General features: G+C 33.3%; 14 protein-coding genes and 1 other RNA gene. 11 read left to right on the top strand and 4 right to left on the bottom strand.

The genetic code is table 11. The features are described 5' to 3' along the window. Positions 1 to 53 precede the first annotated feature (53 nt). A complete protein-coding gene (locus B0A81_RS14470; protein ID WP_089058701.1) occupies positions 54 to 2027 on the top strand; it encodes a KUP/HAK/KT family potassium transporter in 1974 nt (657 codons plus the stop codon). 149 nt (positions 2028 to 2176) lie between these two features. Continuing rightward, positions 2177 to 3397 (top strand): RsmB/NOP family class I SAM-dependent RNA methyltransferase, encoded by a 1221-nt coding sequence (locus B0A81_RS14465; RefSeq protein ID WP_089058700.1) that lies wholly within the window; start codon positions 2177 to 2179, stop codon positions 3395 to 3397. A gap of 80 nt (positions 3398 to 3477) precedes the next feature. Here the strand turns inward: B0A81_RS14465 and B0A81_RS14460 are convergent, their stop codons facing one another. Together B0A81_RS14460 and B0A81_RS14455 are read right to left on the bottom strand one after the other, a co-directional pair. Next, the gene (locus B0A81_RS14460; RefSeq protein ID WP_089058699.1) at positions 3478 to 4521 is read right to left on the bottom strand and encodes an AMP-binding protein; all 1044 of its coding nucleotides are present in this window, start codon (positions 4519 to 4521) and stop codon (positions 3478 to 3480) included. Between the two features lie 8 nt (positions 4522 to 4529). Beyond that, entirely contained in the window at positions 4530 to 5462 is a 933-nt protein-coding gene (locus B0A81_RS14455; protein WP_089058698.1) for a CPBP family intramembrane glutamic endopeptidase, read from the bottom strand. 114 nt (positions 5463 to 5576) lie between these two features. Here B0A81_RS14455 and arsC point away from each other — a divergent pair, with 114 nt between their 5' ends. Continuing rightward, on the top strand, positions 5577 to 5921 hold the full coding sequence (arsC, locus tag B0A81_RS14450; protein WP_089058697.1) for an arsenate reductase (glutaredoxin): 345 nt from the start codon (positions 5577 to 5579) through the stop codon (positions 5919 to 5921). A 93-nt stretch (positions 5922 to 6014) separates the two neighbouring features. Further along, positions 6015 to 8477, top strand: coding sequence for an outer membrane beta-barrel family protein (locus B0A81_RS14445; protein WP_089058696.1), 2463 nt, complete (start codon positions 6015 to 6017; stop codon positions 8475 to 8477). Between the two features lie 153 nt (positions 8478 to 8630). Here the strand turns inward: B0A81_RS14445 and B0A81_RS14440 are convergent, their stop codons facing one another. Next, positions 8631 to 8804 (bottom strand): hypothetical protein, encoded by a 174-nt coding sequence (locus B0A81_RS14440; RefSeq protein WP_089053158.1) that lies wholly within the window; start codon positions 8802 to 8804, stop codon positions 8631 to 8633. A 371-nt stretch (positions 8805 to 9175) separates the two neighbouring features. Here B0A81_RS14440 and fumC point away from each other — a divergent pair, with 371 nt between their 5' ends. Beyond that, a complete protein-coding gene (fumC, locus tag B0A81_RS14435) occupies positions 9176 to 10561 on the top strand; it encodes a class II fumarate hydratase (protein WP_089058695.1) in 1386 nt (461 codons plus the stop codon). Between the two features lie 129 nt (positions 10562 to 10690). Here fumC and B0A81_RS14430 read toward each other — a convergent pair whose 3' ends face one another. After that, entirely contained in the window at positions 10691 to 11893 is a 1203-nt protein-coding gene (locus tag B0A81_RS14430; RefSeq protein WP_089058694.1) for an NAD(P)-dependent oxidoreductase, read from the bottom strand. A 240-nt stretch (positions 11894 to 12133) separates the two neighbouring features. Here B0A81_RS14430 and B0A81_RS14425 point away from each other — a divergent pair, with 240 nt between their 5' ends. The 6 genes from B0A81_RS14425 (at position 12134) to pgl (ending at position 18801) form a co-directional block, all read left to right on the top strand. Then, positions 12134 to 13336, top strand: coding sequence for a serine hydrolase domain-containing protein (locus B0A81_RS14425; protein WP_089058693.1), 1203 nt, complete (start codon positions 12134 to 12136; stop codon positions 13334 to 13336). Between the two features lie 239 nt (positions 13337 to 13575). Beyond that, positions 13576 to 13973, top strand: a transfer-messenger RNA (tmRNA) gene (ssrA, locus tag B0A81_RS14420). Positions 13974 to 14147: 174 nt separating this feature from the next. Beyond that, the gene (locus B0A81_RS14415) at positions 14148 to 14561 is read left to right on the top strand and encodes a 3-hydroxyacyl-ACP dehydratase FabZ family protein (protein WP_089058692.1); all 414 of its coding nucleotides are present in this window, start codon (positions 14148 to 14150) and stop codon (positions 14559 to 14561) included. Positions 14562 to 15134: 573 nt separating this feature from the next. Then, positions 15135 to 16544: an NADP-dependent phosphogluconate dehydrogenase gene (gene gndA / locus B0A81_RS14410; RefSeq protein WP_089058691.1), complete on the top strand. Its 1410-nt coding sequence runs from the start codon at positions 15135 to 15137 to the stop codon at positions 16542 to 16544. Between the two features lie 27 nt (positions 16545 to 16571). After that, positions 16572 to 18101, top strand: coding sequence for a glucose-6-phosphate dehydrogenase (gene zwf, locus B0A81_RS14405; RefSeq protein WP_089058690.1), 1530 nt, complete (start codon positions 16572 to 16574; stop codon positions 18099 to 18101). Next, a complete protein-coding gene (gene pgl / locus B0A81_RS14400; protein ID WP_089058689.1) occupies positions 18085 to 18801 on the top strand; it encodes a 6-phosphogluconolactonase in 717 nt (238 codons plus the stop codon). Before zwf ends, pgl begins: the two co-directional genes overlap by 17 nt. The last annotated feature ends 75 nt before the right edge of the window (positions 18802 to 18876 follow it).

Below are 18876 nucleotides of genomic sequence, written 5' to 3'. Positions count from 1 at the left end.
TGCTAATTTGTTTTAAAACAGTAAATTTGCAACCGTCTTTTATAAAAATATACATGAGCGCATCGCATAAAAACTTACATAGTAAGTTGTCTATAGGGGGTTTATTGATAACATTAGGGATTATTTATGGAGATATTGGTACGTCTCCATTGTATGTAATGAAAGCCATTCTTGGCGACCATACCATTAATGCCGACATTGTATTAGGCGGTATTTCATGTGTGTTTTGGACTTTGACATTGCAAACCACTATAAAATATGTGCTTATAACTTTAAGTGCCGACAATCACGGCGAAGGAGGGATTTTTGCCTTATATGCCTTAGTTAAGAAAACTAAAATACAATGGCTCATTGTGCCCGCGATTATCGGAGGAAGCGCACTGCTGGCAGATGGTATTATTACACCGCCAATCTCAATTTCGTCAGCAGTTGAAGGTATTAGAGCATTTTATCCTACAATGGAAACTCAAACCATTGTTTATATTGTAATTGCTATTCTTTTTGTCCTATTTACGATACAACAATTTGGAACTAAACTAGTTGGGAAGTTTTTCGCTCCAATGATGTTGATTTGGTTTGCCATGTTGGGAACATTAGGATTTATTCAGATTATGCACTTCCCTGAAGTTATAAAAGCTATAAATCCGTATTACGCTTATCACTTATTATCTGTTCATCCTGACGGTTTCTTTGTTCTTGGTTTTGTATTCTTATGTACTACAGGAGCTGAAGCTTTATATTCAGATATGGGACATTGCGGTCGAAAAAATATTAGAATAAGCTGGATGTTTGTAAAAACGACTTTGGTATTAAATTACTTTGGTCAAGCAGCGTATCTTATTCACCATGAAGGAAGTACTCTACAGCAATTAGGCGGTGAAAACGGGAATCCGTTTTACCTGATTATGCCGCATTGGTTCTTACCATTTGGTATTGTTGTAGCAACTTTGGCTGCGGTTATTGCTTCTCAAGCGCTTATCAGTGGATCATTTACTTTGATCAATGAAGCAATGCGTTTGAATTTCTGGCCAAAAGTAAAAATCAAATATCCTACTGAGGTTAAAGGTCAATTATATATTCCGTCAATAAACTGGTTATTGTTTTTTGGTTGTGTTGGTATTGTACTGCACTTTGAAAAATCAGGAAACATGGAGCATGCATATGGTCTTGCGATCATTTTATGTATGATCATGACTACAATTTTGCTGAATTATTACTTAATCATGAAACGTGTAAAACTGTATTTCATGGTGCCTCTTATTACAATTTACTTATTAATCGAATTCAGTTTCCTTATTGCAAACATTACAAAATTTGCTGAAGGAGGTTATGTAACTTTAATCATTGCTAGTATACTTATTTCTATAATGACGATTTGGTATCTTGCTAAGAAAATCAACAAGAACTATACAAAAGTTGTCAAAATTGACGATTATAAAAAGGTATTAACCGAGTTGAGCGAAGACCTTTCTATTCCTAAATATGCTACGCACTTAGTCTATATGACGAATGCAAATCGTGTTGATGAATTAGAGGAAAAAGTAATTTACTCGATCCTGCAAAAACGTCCAAAAAGAGCCGACATTTACTGGTTTGTTCACGTAAACATTCTTACTGAACCTTATAAAACACAATATAAAGTTACCGAAATTGCTAAAGACGACATTTACAGAATCGATTTCAATTTAGGTTTTAGAGAACCTACAAAAATCAATTTAATGTTTAGAGAGGTAATTCGTGATATGGTGAAACGCGGTGAAGTTGATATTACGAGCCGTTACGAATCATTGAACAAAAACAATATTATTGGAGACTTTAAATTTGTACTGTCTGAGAAATTTTTATCAAATGACAACGATTTAAGATGGCACGAAAATATCATTATGAACTCTTATTTCTTTATCAAGAAACTGAGTTTGTCTGAAGAAAGAGCTTTTGGCCTAGACAGCAGCTCTGTAAAAATAGAGAAATTCCCAATGGTGCTTCATGCTCCTGAAAACATTGGATTAACAAGAATTATAAAATAACAAACTGCTTGCAGAAACTATTCAAAAAACACTCTTTTAAATTTTATCAGAGTGTTTTTTTTTCTTTTGAAAGAAAGTCAAAGAACAATCAAAATTAAAAATTTAACTTTCAAGCAATTAATAGTACCTTTGCAGCTCAAATATTAGAAATGAGATTACACAGAAATTTAGTTTATACTACCATCGACTCTTTGAATGCAATTTTCAATGAAGGAGAATACGCAGACAAAGTGGTAGCCAGAGCATTAAAAAAAGACAAACGTTGGGGAAGTTCTGACAGGAAGTTTGTTGCTGAAACGATATACGAAATTGTTCGCTGGAAAAGATTATACGCAGAAATTGCAGAAGTTAAAGAACCTTATGACAGAGACAATCTATGGAGAATGTTTGCTGTTTGGGCTGTTTTAAGAGGATATACAATTCCAGATTGGAGACAATTAGAAGGAACTCCTGAAAGAAAAATCAAAGGACGTTTTGATGAATTATCAAAAGTAAGAGCTTTAAAAGAATCTATTCCAGACTGGATGGATGAATTAGGCGTGAAAGAACTTGGCGAAAAAGTTTGGTCGAAAGAAATTACAGCTCAAAACCAGCCTGCTAAAGTTATTTTAAGAACCAATACATTAAAAGGAACTAAAGAAAACTTGAGAAACACGTTGATGGATTTAAATATTGAAACAGAATATTTAAAAGATCAGCCGGAAGCTTTAGTATTAAAAGAAAGAGCAAATGTATTTTTGACAGATGCTTTTAAACAAGGACTTTTTGAAGTTCAGGATGCCAACTCACAATTGGTTGCAGGTTTTCTAGATGTTAAGCCTGGAATGCGTGTGGTAGATACTTGCGCTGGAGCAGGTGGAAAAACTTTGCACATTGCTTCTTTAATGGAGAACAAAGGACAATTGATTGCAATGGATTTGTATGAAAGCAAACTAAAGCAATTAAAATTAAGAGCAAAAAGAAATGGCGCTTTTAACATCGAATACCGCATAATTGACTCTACAAAAGTGATCAAAAAACTGCATGAAAAAGCAGATCGTGTATTAATTGATGCGCCTTGCAGCGGATTAGGAGTTTTAAAAAGAAACCCTGATTCTAAATGGAAATTACAACCTGAGTTTATCGACAATATTCGTAAAGTTCAGAGTGAAGTTTTAGAAAGCTATTCTAAAATTGTAAAACCAGGCGGAAAATTAGTTTATGCAACTTGTTCCGTTTTGCCATCTGAGAATCAAGAACAAGTACAAAAGTTCTTAAAAACTGAAATCGGACAGCAATTTACTTTTGTAGAAGATCGTAAATTATTGGCTTCAGAATCTGGTTTTGACGGATTTTACATGGCACTTTTAGAAAGAAAGAAAGAAATATAAATTTCATCACGATATCTTCGAGATTAAATTCCAAATTCCAGTTTTCAAACTTGGAATTTGGAATTTTTTATTTGGATTCTTTAAGATTGTAAACTCGGTTTACGCAACAGTTTCCCGTTTTCATTTTCTTTAAACTTCGGAACAAAAACAATTTCTTTCGGCTTTTCGAATTTCCCTAAAACATCAAAGAAATCTGGTGCAAAATCTTGCTTTTCACCTTCAATCACTAAAATTAGTTTTTCACCTAAAGTCGTATCCGGCACACCAGTTACAAAAAAACGACTGTTAATTTTCCCTGCCAACTTCGCTTCTATCTGCTCAGGAATCAGCTTTACGCCGCCACTGTTAATTACATTATCAAATCTTCCTAAAAAGCTAAACTGATTCTCATTTACTAAATCTACCAAATCATTAGTAACAATAGGTTCATTAGAAATTGAAGACACATAAATAATCAAGCAGCCACGATCATCTTTTTCAATCTTTACATTCGGCAAAATTGAAAAGACACTTTCCCCTACTCTTTTGGCAGCAATATGCGTTATGGTTTCCGTCATCCCATAAGTCTCATAAATCTCCGTTTTTAAAGGCAGTAATTTCTCCTCAAGTGAGCTGTCTATTTTTGCTCCTCCAATAATTAACTTTTTAATGTTTTTTAACTTTCCAATCGAATTTTGAACCTGTAAAGGCACCATCGCTACAAAGTCATACTGCTTTTTATTATAAGCCAAAGGCTCTGTACTTGGCACTACAACATCAAGTTCTAAACCTAATATTAAACTTCTAACCAGCATCATTTTTCCTGCAATAAACTGAGTTGGCAAACAAAGCAGTGCTTTATCTCCGGGTTTCAAACCAAAGAAATCTCCAGTTGCGAGTGCTGATTGAATCATAGCTTGTTTCTCAAGCCTTACTAATTTCGGAAGACCAGTTGTTCCAGAAGTCGTCATTTCGATATAATCTTTATGATCAAACCAATCCAGAAAAAATTCACCAATAGATCGCTCATATGCATCACTTTCTTTGATAAAACTATATCCAATTTGACACAAATCTGCAGCGTTCAAGTGATAACCGTCTAATTTAAAATAATTGTGTACATTTTTATGTGTTAAGTTTGGCATGATTGTATTTAATTTGATAATTCTGTTAGATTAATTTTACCTGTTAATTTCTCTTTCCAATTAGTCCAATTGTATTTTTTACTGTAAATAAAAAGCAATATTGGATATACCACAACGACTGGAAAAATGACATCAAAACCAGCTGAAGGTTCTGATAAATCAATAAAAATAGAGTGTGTCTGAAATACTGTCCAATCTGAAGTAACCAATAAAGCTCCCACCAGATTATTAGCGGCATGAAAACCTAAAGCCAGTTCCATTCCCTCATCCATTAATGTAATAATTCCCAGAAGTAAACCTGTTCCTATATAATAAACCATTATAATGTATCCCATTTTTGTAACTTCTGGATTCAAAATATGCATAAACCCAAATATCAAAGAAGTCATCATAAGCGGAAACCATTTATTCTGTGCTAAATTAGCGAAGCCCTGCATTAAATATCCTCTAAAAACATATTCCTCAGTACTTGTTTGAATAGGAATTAAAATTACAGCTATAACTACTAAAATCAAAAACGGAATCAATTTAAAATTCCACACAAACTTTTCTGGCGCTTGAAAATATAAAAATGAAAAACTTGCAATCGAAAAAACTGACCATAACGCAAATGAAAACAAAACACGGCTCCAATCGACCTTTTTACGACTGGTAGTAACCGATAACATGGTTTGATGATGTATGTATTTTACAACAAAATAAACACCTGCGAGCGCAAAAGCAAACGAAAGCATTATTAAAAACAAAGTAAGATTTGGCTCAAATATTTTTAATGCTGCATCGTTATCCGTTGGAAAACCAGTTTTATCTGAAAAACTTTTCCAAAAAACAGCAATTGTAAAAGGCACCTGCCCAACAAATGAAGCTGTAATAATAAAAACTGAGCCTAAAAGATACTTCCAAAATTTATTTTCAGGTTTAACACCTTGTTCTAAAAACATATATTTAAAATTTTTAAAATGAGAATTCTATTTAAATAGTAAATCCTATTTTTGTTATTGCTAAAATACCGCTTTTTTACAGAACCTATTTCAGCACACTTTAAATATAACAAAATGATACAAATTTATCACAATCCACGCTGCGGAAAATCAAGAAACTGTCTTGCTTTTATTAATCAGACAAATCAAGAATATGAAATAATTCCATATTTAACTGAAACACCAAGCTTTAGTGAATTAAAAGAACTTCTTGAAAAGTTGAACCTGCAGCCAAATGAATTGGTTAGAACCAAAGAAAAAATTTGGATAGAAAACTACAAAGAAAAAACCTTGAATAATGATGAAATTATTCAAGCAATGATAGATAACCCAATTCTAATTGAACGTCCAATTGTTATAAAAGACGGAAAAGCAATTATTGGGAGAGATTTGGATAAAGTGGCTTCTTTTTTAGATTAATACTAAATACCATATTAACATTTTTTTATGATCTTACACTTTAAACCAAAAGCTACATTTGCGGTCTAAAGAATCAAAGAAACCAAAAAAAAAATGAAGAAAATCAAATTCGCTGTAATTCTTGTATTGCTTTTTACAAGTTTTTACAACTATGCACAGCAGGGACCGCCTGCAAAAAACAAGGTAAAAGTTACTGGAAAAGTTTTAGAAAAAGTTAGTAAACAACCGTTGGAATATGCAACAATTTCAATCACTGCTCCAAACGATACTAAAGTTATTGCTGGTGGAATCACCAATCCAAAAGGTGAATTTGATGTAGCTGTTGCACCCGGAATTTACGATATTAAGATTGAATTTATTTCGTTTAAACCAACCGAATTAAAACAAAAAAGCATTAAAGGAGACACTAATTTAGGTGTTATAAATTTATCTGAAGATGCAGCTCAATTAAATGAAGTTGTCGTTCGTGCAGAAAAATCAACAGTAGAAATTAAACTAGACAAAAAGGTTTACAATGTTGGTCAAGATATGATTGTAAAAGGCGGAACTGTTAGTGACGTTCTAGACAATGTACCATCTGTTTCTGTTGATACTGAAGGAAATGTAAGTTTACGAGGAAGTGACAATATCCGAATTTTAATTGACGGAAGACCTTCTAATGCAATAAATGTTGCAGAAGCTTTACGTCAGCTTCCTGCAGACGCAATTGATAAAGTTGAAGTTATCACAAATCCATCAGCACGCTACGATGCCGAAGGAGGATCTGGAATCATCAATATCGTCCTTAAAAAAGGTAAAAATCAAGGTTTTAACGGAACATTTATTGCTTCTACAGGACTTCCTGAAGCTTATGGATTAACCGCAAATCTAAATTATAAAACAGAAAAATTAAACTACTTTACTACTTTAGGTTACAACCACAGAACTAATGAAGGAGGAGGTTTAACCAATACATCTTATTTTAACGCCGATGGTACGCCAAAAGGTTTCTTAGATGAAGATCGTGATACCAAAAGAGAATCTGACGGATTTAATGGAAGAGCTGGAATCGAATGGACGGTTGCGCCAAATACTTTCTGGACAAATGCCATCAATTACCAAAACAATTCTGGCAACACAAGAGATTTAATCAATTACAGTAATTTTGATTCTAATCATAATTCTACTGGTAATTCGTTTCGTTTAAATAACGGAGATACCAGCAGTCAGAATGTAGAATATACGTCGAATTTCATTAAAAACTTCAACGATAAAGGACACAAACTTACAGCTGATTTATCTATTTCTAGAAATACAGACAATAACAATAGTATCATTACAGCTTCGCCAAATTACAATACAACGCTGAACGATCAGGTACAAAAACAAGTACAATTACAAGCAGATTATGTATTACCGCTTGGAAAAAAAGGCCAATTTGAAGCTGGATATAAAGGAAGTTTTGGCGATTTAAATAACGAATATTTCGTTACAGATGATTCAGGAGCAAAAGATCCAAACCTATCAAATACTTTAGAATACAAAGAGAATATTAATGCTCTTTACACACAATACGGCTTCAAAGTAAACAAATTCTCGTATTTGTTTGGCTTACGTTGGGAAGACACCAATATTCAAGTAAACTTATTAGACAACAACGATTTCAATACTAAAAAGTATAACAACTTGTTTCCAAGTGCTTTTATCAGTTATGAAATTTCAGATCAAAGTAATTTTACAGCAAGTTACAGCAAGCGTTTAACAAGACCAAGAGGTCGTTTCATGAATCCAGCTGTTAACTACTCAAGTAACGTTAATATTTTTCAAGGAAATCCTGACTTAGATCCATCTTTAACAGACAAATATGACATTGGATATATCAAACGCTGGGACAAAGTAACTTTCAATACTTCAGCTTATTTTGAAGATACCAAAGATGTATTCAGCTTTGTTAGAACTCCAAATGGTGAAGAAGTAAACGGAATTCCTGTTATTTTAAGCAGACCTATTAACTTAGGTAAAGAGCAAAAATTTGGTTTTGAGTTTACCTTAAATTACACTCCATTTAAATGGTGGAGAATCAACAGTAACTTCAATCTTTACAACGTAAAAACAACTGGAGAAAACACTTATGTTGATACTAAAGGCAATACAGTAGTACAAAACCTTGACAATCAAGCTAATTCTTGGTTTGCAAGAATCAACTCTAAACTGACTTTACCATATAAAATTGACTGGCAATTGAATGCTACTTACAATGGCGAACAAAAAACAGCACAAGGTAAAAACTTAGGTCAATTTGGAATGAACACTGCTTTAAGCAAAGACGTTATGAAAGATAAAGCAACAATTGCTTTCAATATCAGTGATATTTTCAATTCAAGAATCATGAGATCGTACACTTACCTTCAAAATGACACTACTCTTGAAAGTCAGAGATCATATGGTGAAATGCAATTTCGTAAACGCCAATTCAATTTATCATTTACGTATCGTTTTAACAAACCTAAAAATGATAGAGAAAAAGCACCTAGAAATGACGGCGGCGGTGACGGCGGCGGGGATTTCCCAGGATAAGCTATATTAAATTCCAATAAAAAAATCCAAATTCCAAGTGTAAAACTAGAATTTGGTTTTTTTTTATTTTTGAAATTTAGGATTTCTGTATTTATACTCCATAAAAAAAAGGACTCGTAAAACGGGTCCTTTTTTTATGAAATCAATCTAAAATTAAATTGATTGTTCTTCTTGTCTTTTTTTGGCTCTTTTTTCTTTGAACATTTCCCAGCTTGCTCCCGTAACCCAATAAGATACGAAACCAACTAAGAAAAACATTAACCAAAACCCTATAGTTAGTACGGTTAAGAAAAGTAAAAAGCCTAAGTACTGTGAAAATTCAAACATGTTTTCCGGAATTTTTGAATGTTACGACAAATGTAAGTTATAAATTCTTCGTTGGCAATAAAATCTAAATCAATTTTCATGAAATAACATTTATACGTATATTTATATTCATTTTAAATAAGCTTTTTTTCAAATCATTATTCAACTGTCTAAATTAGAACAACATGAGTATTTCTAGGAGCTGAAACCTGCTGTCCGCTATATCTTTTGTGTCGAACACCGTCACAAAAGGATGCCGCTTCCATCAGGGCTAGGGCATTCATTTTCAAAAGAAACACATTTTTCAAACAAATAAGCAACACATTTTATATCTCACAATCGACATTTCACATTAACCGAATACATTTTACAAACAACATAATTATAACAAAATGAAATACAGAATAGAAAAAGACACCATGGGCGAAGTTCAAGTCCCGGCCGATAAATATTGGGGTGCGCAAACCGAACGCTCTCGAAATAATTTTAAAATTGGAAATTCAGGATCGATGCCGAAAGAAATCATCGAAGGATTTGCTTATCTAAAAAAAGCAGCTGCTTATGCAAATTACGATTTAGGTGTTTTGCCTATCGAAAAAAGAGACGCAATTGCCGAAGTGTGTGATGAAATTCTGGACGGAAAATTAGACGATCAATTTCCATTAGTAATTTGGCAGACAGGTTCTGGCACGCAAAGCAACATGAACGTAAATGAAGTAATTGCAAACCGTGCACAAGTTCTTAAAGGCTTTGAAATTGGTGAAGGCGAGCAATTTATTAAAGCAAATGATGATGTTAATAAATCACAGTCATCAAATGATACTTTCCCAACTGGAATGCATATTGCAGCTTACAAAATGATAGTGGAAACCACAATTCCCGGAGTTGAAAAACTTCATGCGACATTGACCAAAAAAGCCATTGAATTCAAAAATGTTGTAAAAATTGGCCGTACACATTTAATGGATGCCACTCCTCTTACACTTGGTCAGGAAATTTCAGGCTATGCGGCTCAACTTGCGTTTGGACTAAAAGCATTAAAAAACACTTTAGCCCATTTATCAGAAATTGCTTTGGGCGGAACCGCTGTTGGAACAGGATTAAACACTCCAAAAGGCTACGATATAAAAGTTGCTGCATATATTGCAAAGTTCACAAACCACCCTTTTATAACTGCCGAAAATAAATTTGAAGCTTTAGCCGCACACGATGCAATTGTTGAAACACATGGAGCATTAAAACAGTTAGCTGTTTCTTTAAACAAAATCGCAAATGATGTTAGAATGCTGGCTTCTGGACCACGTTCTGGAATTGGCGAAATTCATATTCCAGAAAACGAACCCGGATCATCTATTATGCCCGGAAAAGTAAATCCAACACAATGTGAAGCTTTAACAATGGTTTGCGCTCAAGTAATTGGAAATGATATGGCAATTGCGGTTGGTGGAATGCAGGGACATTATGAATTAAACGTTTTTAAACCAGTTATGGCTGCCAACTTCCTACAATCAGCGCGTTTACTTGGAGACGCCTGTGTGTCATTTGATGAACATTGCGCACAAGGAATCGAACCAAATTATAAACGAATTAAAGAGTTAGTAGACAATTCTCTAATGCTTGTAACAGCGCTAAATACAAAAATTGGTTATTATAAAGCCGCAGAAATTGCTCAAACAGCACACAAAAACGGAACAACTCTAAAAGAAGAAGCAGTTCGTCTAGGCTACGTAACTTCTGAAGATTTTGACGCTTGGGTTAAACCTGAAGATATGGTTTAATTGTGAATGGTGAATTGTTAATTAACTCGTTGCGGGTAATTAATTCACAAATCATTTAATTATACAAAAAAGAGCTTTCTAAAATTTTAGAAAGCTCTTTTTTATAATGACACAGTTTAGAACAAATAATTATTTACCATCTACATAATCCTGTAAATAACTGAATCTTTCGGTTAATTTACCTTTTTCAGTGATTTTTGCACGTTTTAAAATCCCGTCTTTATCTCCGTTGAAAAAAGCAGGAACTACATGTTCCATAAATTGTTCTCCAAAGCCTTCACTTGCATCTTTCGGAATCTCACAAGGTAAATTATCAACTGCCATTACCGCAACAGCAGCTGGATGAAAGAAATCAACTTCTTTATCTTCTAAAGGAAAATAACCATATAAAGGTTCTGCAATCGTCGATGAACGAATCGTACAAGCAATTGGTCCATTAACATCACATGAAATATCGGCCACAACTTTCAACTTACAATCACTCGCATTCAGCATTTCTTTTGTTAAAATCATCGGAGCATTATTAGCATAAAAATGACCCGCAAAATAAATATCTGAAACCTTAGTAAATTTTTCAAAATCTGAAGTATATTCTTCAGGATGATTTACAAAATCTTTAAAATCTAAAGTTTGACCATCAAGTCTTTTATTATATTCTAAAACATCCAACTGAACATAAACAGCCTGCGAGTATTTTTTAGTCAGATAATTATCAATCGTAATCTCTTTTACTTTGATAGCGTCTAAAATTTCTTTTACGCCGCTGCCCACTTTCCCAGTTCCAGTAACAACAAACTTCAAAGCCGGCATTGTTATACGTTTTAAATGCATAATCAAAGCATCTTTTCCTGAAAGAGTTTCTGCTTTAGGAAGTTTAAATAATTCAAACTTTAATCCAAAAGCACGAATTCCGTTATAAACCCCAACCATTCCGGCGTATTTCCCGAAACCAATTAAACGATGATCGTTTGCATCAACAATAGTTTCATGATCATACAAATCAATATTTTTTTCTAAAATTGCCTGTAATAGTTTTCTATTATAAGGTTGTTTTTTGATGGTATGAGAAAAAAAGAAATAGGACTTATTTGGAATTAAATTTTCAACGGGAACTTCTTTCACTCCAAATAAAACATCACAGTTTGAAACGTCATCAGAAACTGTAATCCCCATACTTTTATATTGTATATCCGAAAAAATCCTAATATCAGAACTTTCTACCTCTACGACCGCTTCGTGATACTGTTGTTTCAGTTTAGCCAATTCATCAGGAGCAAACACTACACGTCGATCTGGTGGGTTTTTTCTTTCTTTTATAATTCCAAATTTCATTCAAACAAGTTTAAAACATTAATTAATATAACTTTTTACATCGTTTTTGTTTCAAATATAACAAATTTCGTTAAAGTTTTGTTGTAAAAATACAATTTAGAATGTTTAAAAACCGTTTAAAGCTGACTAACAATCGACTACCTAAAACATTTGTTAATTTTAAGTTAAAGAAAGCCGATTCACATTCTAAAAACCGCCAAACATAAATATTGAATTCTATATATTTGTTTTTAAAGAACGATGCAAATGATTTTCCTTAAAAAGACAAAGATACCACAAATACTTTTTTCAATACTAGTTTTAAGTTCGTGTGGTAAAGACAAAAAAACAAATACAGATACTACCTCAACAGTCGAAGATACATTACCTAAAATGAAGCCTTTAGGACCTGAAAAGAAAATATCACAGGCCTATAAAAACTCGGTAACAGGCAGAATAAATCACTTTTATAATAAAAACTGGCCAAACAACAGCATGAACGGCAGTTTTTTAGTTGCTAGAAATGGTCAAATTATATTTGAAAAATACAATGGTTTTGCTAATAAAAATGAAGGAACCAAAATTACTGCCAATACTCCTGTACAAATTGCTTCAGTAAGTAAAGTTTTGACAGCTACGGCAGTTTTAAAATTGGTAAATGCTGGGAAAATAGAATTAGATCAAAAAGTAAATACCATTTTAAAAACGTTTCCATACGAAGACTGTACTATAAGAATGCTTTTAGATCATCGTTCTGGAATGCGCAACTATGCTTATTTCACAGATAGAGATAAATCAGTTTGGGACAGACACAACCAGTTAACCAATAAAGACATTCTAGATATTCTGGCTACAAAAGATATTGGATTAGAATCAAGAACTGGAACTCGTTTCAGCTATTGCAATACTAATTATGCTATGCTGGCACTGATTATAGAAAAAATCACAGGACTTAAATATAAAGAAGCGATGTCTGAAATGATTTTTAAACCTTTAGGTATGACAAATACTTATGTTTTTGATGATGATAAAGACAAAAAAAAGATTGTTCCATCATATAAAGGAAACGGTGTTGAAATTGGTTTTGATTATCTAGATAATGTTTACGGAGATAAAAATGTTTTTTCGACTGTACGCGATCTTTTAAAATTTGACAGAGCTAGAAACTCACCTGATTTTTTAAAACCTGCATTATTAAAACAAGTTTATACGGGATACAGCAACGAACGTAAAGGAACTAAAAATTATGGTTTAGGAATTAGAATGATTAACTGGGAAACGGGACAAAATTTCTATTTTCATAATGGCTGGTGGCATGGTAATACTTCGTCATACATTACTTTAATGAAAGAGAATGTAACGATTATTGCTTTATCTAATAAAATGAACAGAAACACCTATGCTGTTCGTAAATTAGCACCGATCTTTGGAGATTATCCGTTTAATTTTAAAGACGAAGAATAAAATAGTCCTAAAGTCGAAAGTCAAAAGTCGTAAAGTCTTAAAACAGTTGACAATACTGAATTTGTTCTTTTTTATACACACCAATTACGGAAAAATAAAAAAACGCAACAGAAAGCAATCTTTTGACTTTAAAAACTTTACAACTTTTTACTTTCGCCCTTGGACTTTCGGCTATTTTTTTTTCTGAAAATTTTAGTAGAAAGTAAATTCAAATAGCATAAATTTGCAAACTCATTTTTGGGGTCGACTGGTTTTGACAGCAAGTCGAATTGAACAGTAAGCACGTCGAGCATTGAGACCTTGCTCGTAAATATAAGATCTCACACTTTTACACGGCGAAAATAATTACGCTTTAGCTGCATAATCTGAATCATAGTAAGATTGCGCCACGTCTCTACAAGGTAGAGAAGCTGGATTCTCCTAGAAAGCCTTGGTTTGTGGCGTTCTGTCAAGGGGAACCGTAAAAATAAACCTAGATTTCCATGAGCTTCGGGTGGATTTCGAAAATTAAGGAGATAAGTGTTGGGTGGTTGTTTCTGGCCTAGCTCAACAACGAAAATCTAATCAGGAAATAAGCGTGTAGAAAGCTCTTTAGTTGCTTGTTTGGACCCGGGTTCGATTCCCGGCGACTCCACAAAAAAGCCTGTAAACCATTTGTTTACAGGTTTTTTGTTTTTTAGTTGACAATTTTATTATACTTTATTAAAAATAACTTTCCTTTAAAATCAAAGACTTTAAAGCGTTTTTGTTTTACAATAAATTTAAGATAAAGCCCAAAATAAATTAATAAATTGCAAAAAATTAAAAAATCATGTTACAAGAAGTTGAAAATCTAATTCCGCATAGAACTCCATTTTTATTCGTAGATAAAATAACATCATTTTCAAACGAAACAATTATTGGTTTTAAAACATTTGACGAAAGAGATACTTGGTTAAAAGGAAGTGTTCCTCAATCTGATTATATTCCGGGAACAATTTTAATTGAATCAATGGCTCAATGCGGAGGCGCAGGAGTTAAACTTTTAGGAATTACTGATGGAATTTTTGGTCTTGTCAGTATTGAAGATGCTGAATTCTATTCAACTGCAAGGTTTACTGATGAAATAAAATTCGAGATACAGAATATTCGTTTAAGTGAAAAAATAATTAAACAGTCAGGAATTGCTTATGTAGGGGATAAAAAGGTAATAAAAGCAACTTGGATGTGTGTCAAAATACAATAGTGTAATTAATAAAACGTACCCTTAATAATACATTCATGATTCAATGGAAAATCAATGTAATTGCCCCATTGAGTATCAAAATGAAATAAACTTCCTGTTCACTTAAGTTTTCTGCTTAGACGTTCTGCAATTATCTCTAATTTTCTGTGCTTTTCTAAATCTTCATAAAAGATTAAAGTATCTAAATGTTTTCGACTTTAAAAATAGTTAATCAATAAAGAGTTCCCTACTAATTCCTTTATTATTCCAATTATTATCTATTAGTAGAAAGCATCCAATTTCTATTCTAAAAACATTCTAAAAACAGTACTAAATCTACTTAAATCAATCTAAAATTTCAAAATAAGTGTATTTTTCATACTTAAAAAAGTAACACTACACAGCCTTAAAGAGAACCGCCAATTCTATATTGTTTCACCATTTTTCTCTAACTTAGCACGGTAAATCTTAAAACGTAAGATTCAAACAAATTTTGTTTTTCTGCAAAGAACTGAATGAAAAAACGTTACTGTATTTTCTCTTACATTTTTTTCAAAAAAACATTCTTCTAATAATTTTAGTTAATTGAAAACTATGAGCAAATTTGATTTTGGAATTGTAGGTCTAGGCGTAATGGGTCGTAACCTGCTTTTAAATATTGCCAGCCATAACTTTGCGGCTGCAGGTTTAGATTTAGATACTGAAAAAGTTAATTCTCTTCAACAAGAAGCGGGTCCAAACGACACTATTGAAGCAACAACTGATGTTAAGCATTTTGTATCGCTTATTAAGCAGCCAAGAGCTATTATGTTATTGGTTCCTGCAGGAAAACCAGTTGACAGCGCGATCGCAAGTTTATTACCGCATTTAGATAAGGGAGATATTATTATTGATGGCGGAAATACTTATTTTACAGATACTGACAGAAGATTTTTAGAATTATCTTCTAAAGGAATTCACTTTTTTGGAATGGGAATTTCCGGCGGTGAAAAAGGAGCAAGATTTGGTCCTGCAATGATGCCTGGAGGAGATCAAAAAGCGTACGAAAGACTTCGCCCAATTTTTGAAGCTATTGCTGCAAAAGTAGATGGTGAACCTTGTGTAGAATATTTAGGAAACGGGTCTGCTGGAAACTATGTAAAAATGGTTCACAACGGAATTGAATACGGAATCATGCAATTGATTTCTGAAATTTATGACCTAATGAAAAGAGGTTATAATTTGGATGAAAATACGATTCAGAAAACATTTGAAGAATGGAATGAAACGTATGACCTTAAATCGTATTTAATCGAAATTACAGGAAAAATCCTGAAACAAAAAGACGAAGACGGAAGTCCGCTGATCAATAAAATTTCAGATTGGGCAAAATCTAAGGGAACAGGAAAATGGACTTCGCAAAATGCGATGGATTTACAAGTTCCAGTTCCAACTATCGACGCTGCTGTTGTAATGCGCGATATGTCTAAAACTAAACCAGAAAGAATTGAAGCTGCAACTAAATTAGTTTGGAATACAAATCAAACTGATGTAAATACAAGCGAAGCAATTGCTGCATTAAAATCGGCATTGTACTTTTCTATTGTGGTAACGTATGCACAAGGATTAGCACAGCTTCATACTGCTTCTAAAGAATACAATTATGGATTAAATCTAGAAACTGTTGCCAAAATATGGCGCGGAGGCTGTATTATTCGTGCCGCTATTTTAGAGGATTTCAGAAAAGCATTTGTTACAAAAGCAGATTTACCAAACTTACTTTTAGATTCTGGAATCGCTTCAAAATTAACAGATAATCAAACTGGAATGAGAAATGTAATTCAGTTTGCTGTGCAAAAAGGAATACCTGTGGCAGGACTTATGAATTCACTAGCTTATTTTGATGCATACAGATCTGAAAATCTGCCAACAAATCTAATTCAGGCGCAGCGTGATTATTTTGGAGCACATACTTACGAACGCATTGACAAAACTGGTGTTTTCCACACACAATGGTCTGAATAAAGAACTTTAAACAACACAACACACAAAATGGGTAAGTTCAAAAATATAAATCCAACTATCATTGTAATTTTTGGTGGAACTGGAGATCTGGCAAAGAGAAAGCTCTTTCCCGCTTTTCAAAATCTGTATCTTGATGGCCGTATGTCAAAAAAGTTTCAGATTATTGCTCTTGGAAGAGCAGAAAAAAGCGATGAAGAATTTCGCAGCTATGTCTTAGAAAACCTAAATACATTCTCGAGAAAAAAAGGTCTTTCGGACCCAGAAACTCAAAAATTTCTTTCTCATATTACCTATCATAGTCTTGATATCGACAAAGAAGAATCTTATATAGGATTAAATGACAAAATAAATACTATTGATCAGTCTTTTGGAGAACGAGCTAATCGTCTTTTTTATCTTTCGATTACGCCGTCTTTCATTTCGACTATTTCTAATAATATCAAGAAAATTGGTCTTGCTGCAAATCCTAAACAAGATCGTATTATAATCGAAAAACCTTTTGGTTATGATAAAACTTCTGCAATTGCACTTAATGAAATGCTTTCGCAGACATTCAAAGAGGAACAGATTTATAGAATTGACCATTATTTAGGTAAAGAAACTGTTCAGAACATCTTAGCTTTCCGATTTGGAAATTCGATGTTTGAGCCTTTATGGAGTCGAAATTTCATTGATTTTGTTCAGATTACCGTAGCCGAAGAAGTTGGCGTAGAAGAACGCGGTGGATTTTATGAAGGTGTTGGTGCTTTGAAAGATATGATTCAGAATCACCTTCTTCAAATTTTATGTATGACTGCTATGGAAGCTCCGGCTTCTCTTGAAGCAGATGATATTCGAAACCGTAAAGCTGATGTTTTAAAATCTATTCGACGTATCAAACCAGATGAAGTCGATCATTATATTGTAAGAGGTCAATATGACGCAGGAACTATAAAAGGAAAACCCGTTCCCGGATATCGTCAAGACAAAGGAATTGCTCCGGATTCTAATACAGAAACCTATGTTGCAATGAAAATTTATCTCGACAACTGGAGATGGCAGGGAATTCCGTTTTATCTGCGCACAGGTAAACGAATGGAAGAAAAACAATCTTCTATTATTATACAGTTTAAACCCGTTCCACATTCTGCATTTTCTTATGGAAAAGAAGGTATGACACCAAATAGATTGATTATCAACATTCAGCCGGAAATGGATATTAAACTGCAGTTTATGACTAAAAAACCGGGCTTGTCTCTTTCTTTAAGACCGGCAGAAATGGTATTCGATTATTTTGCCTGCTCTACAATGTCACCTGAAGCTTATGAAACATTAATTGCCGATGCTTTGGCAGGAGATCCTACTCTATTTATGCGTTGGGATCAGGTAGAACAAGCTTGGGATGCAATTGATACCATTCAACAAGTATGGAAAACTACAGCGCCTGATAATTTCCCTAATTATAAAGCAGGAAGCTGGGGACCTGAAGAGGCTGATGAATTATTGGCACGCCAAGGACACAAATGGATCCCAAATAAACAAACAAAAGAAGAAGTTTTAGATGATACAGATTTATAATAATACTGAAGAAATTAATATCGCAGCTGCAGACCTTTTTATTGCAGCGGCACAAAAAGCAATTGCTGAAAAAGACAAATTTACAGTAGTTCTAACAGGAGGTTCTTCTCCTGCAGGAGTTTACAAATTACTAGCTTCTGACGATTACAAAAACAAAATAGACTGGAGTAAGGTTTTTATATTTTGGGGAGATGAACGCTGGGTTCCGCTTAATGATGATTTAAGTAATGCTAAAATGTCTTATGCAGCATTACTAAGCCACGTTCCAATTCCTGCAGAAAATATTTTCGAAATGTATAAAGACAATGTTACACCAGAAGATTATGCTGCTGCTTATGAGCAATCTATTAGAACTGTTTTAGGCGATGAAGGAAAGTTTGATCTTATTTTATTAGGAATGGGTGATGATGGTCATACAGCTTCTCTTTTCCCTGGGCAAGCAGTATTAGAAGAGCAAAATAAATGGGTTGATGCCTATTATCTTGAACCTCAAAAAATGTTCCGAATTACACTTACTGCTCCGCTTATAAACAAAGCTGAAAAAATTATTGTAATTGCTTTTGGAGAGAAAAAAGCACCTGCTTTAAAAGAAGTAACAACTGGCGAATACAACCCAAAAACTTATCCGATGCAGTTAATTAAACCTGTTTCTGGGGAATTATTATTTCTTGTAGATAAAAGCGCTGCTGGAACGAATTAAGGATTTTTTTTTACAATCAATACAAAAAAGTTTATGCTAAAGCATAAACTTTTTTGTGTTTAATATAGATGCAAT

Origin of the sequence: Flavobacterium plurextorum, from assembly GCF_002217395.1 — a bacterium.
Taxonomy (GTDB): Bacteria; Bacteroidota; Bacteroidia; order Flavobacteriales; family Flavobacteriaceae; genus Flavobacterium; species Flavobacterium plurextorum.
This window is presented reverse-complemented; position numbering and strand designations above follow the sequence as displayed.

What these genes read in the sequence shown, in the direction of transcription:
- B0A81_RS14415 (WP_089058692.1), top strand. Translation starts at nt 14,148, where the DNA reads ATGTTACAAGAAGTTGAAAATCTAATTCCGCATAGAACTCCATTTTTA.
- B0A81_RS14430 (WP_089058694.1), bottom strand. Translation starts at nt 11,893, where the DNA reads ATGAAATTTGGAATTATAAAAGAAAGAAAAAACCCACCAGATCGACGT.
- B0A81_RS14470 (WP_089058701.1), top strand. Translation starts at nt 54, where the DNA reads ATGAGCGCATCGCATAAAAACTTACATAGTAAGTTGTCTATAGGGGGT.
- B0A81_RS14440 (WP_089053158.1), bottom strand. Translation starts at nt 8,804, where the DNA reads ATGTTTGAATTTTCACAGTACTTAGGCTTTTTACTTTTCTTAACCGTA.
- gndA (WP_089058691.1), top strand. Translation starts at nt 15,135, where the DNA reads ATGAGCAAATTTGATTTTGGAATTGTAGGTCTAGGCGTAATGGGTCGT.
- fumC (WP_089058695.1), top strand. Translation starts at nt 9,176, where the DNA reads ATGAAATACAGAATAGAAAAAGACACCATGGGCGAAGTTCAAGTCCCG.
- B0A81_RS14460 (WP_089058699.1), bottom strand. Translation starts at nt 4,521, where the DNA reads ATGCCAAACTTAACACATAAAAATGTACACAATTATTTTAAATTAGAC.
- B0A81_RS14445 (WP_089058696.1), top strand. Translation starts at nt 6,015, where the DNA reads ATGAAGAAAATCAAATTCGCTGTAATTCTTGTATTGCTTTTTACAAGT.
- zwf (WP_089058690.1), top strand. Translation starts at nt 16,572, where the DNA reads ATGGGTAAGTTCAAAAATATAAATCCAACTATCATTGTAATTTTTGGT.
- B0A81_RS14455 (WP_089058698.1), bottom strand. Translation starts at nt 5,462, where the DNA reads ATGTTTTTAGAACAAGGTGTTAAACCTGAAAATAAATTTTGGAAGTAT.
- arsC (WP_089058697.1), top strand. Translation starts at nt 5,577, where the DNA reads ATGATACAAATTTATCACAATCCACGCTGCGGAAAATCAAGAAACTGT.
- B0A81_RS14465 (WP_089058700.1), top strand. Translation starts at nt 2,177, where the DNA reads ATGAGATTACACAGAAATTTAGTTTATACTACCATCGACTCTTTGAAT.
- pgl (WP_089058689.1), top strand. Translation starts at nt 18,085, where the DNA reads ATGATACAGATTTATAATAATACTGAAGAAATTAATATCGCAGCTGCA.
- B0A81_RS14425 (WP_089058693.1), top strand. Translation starts at nt 12,134, where the DNA reads ATGCAAATGATTTTCCTTAAAAAGACAAAGATACCACAAATACTTTTT.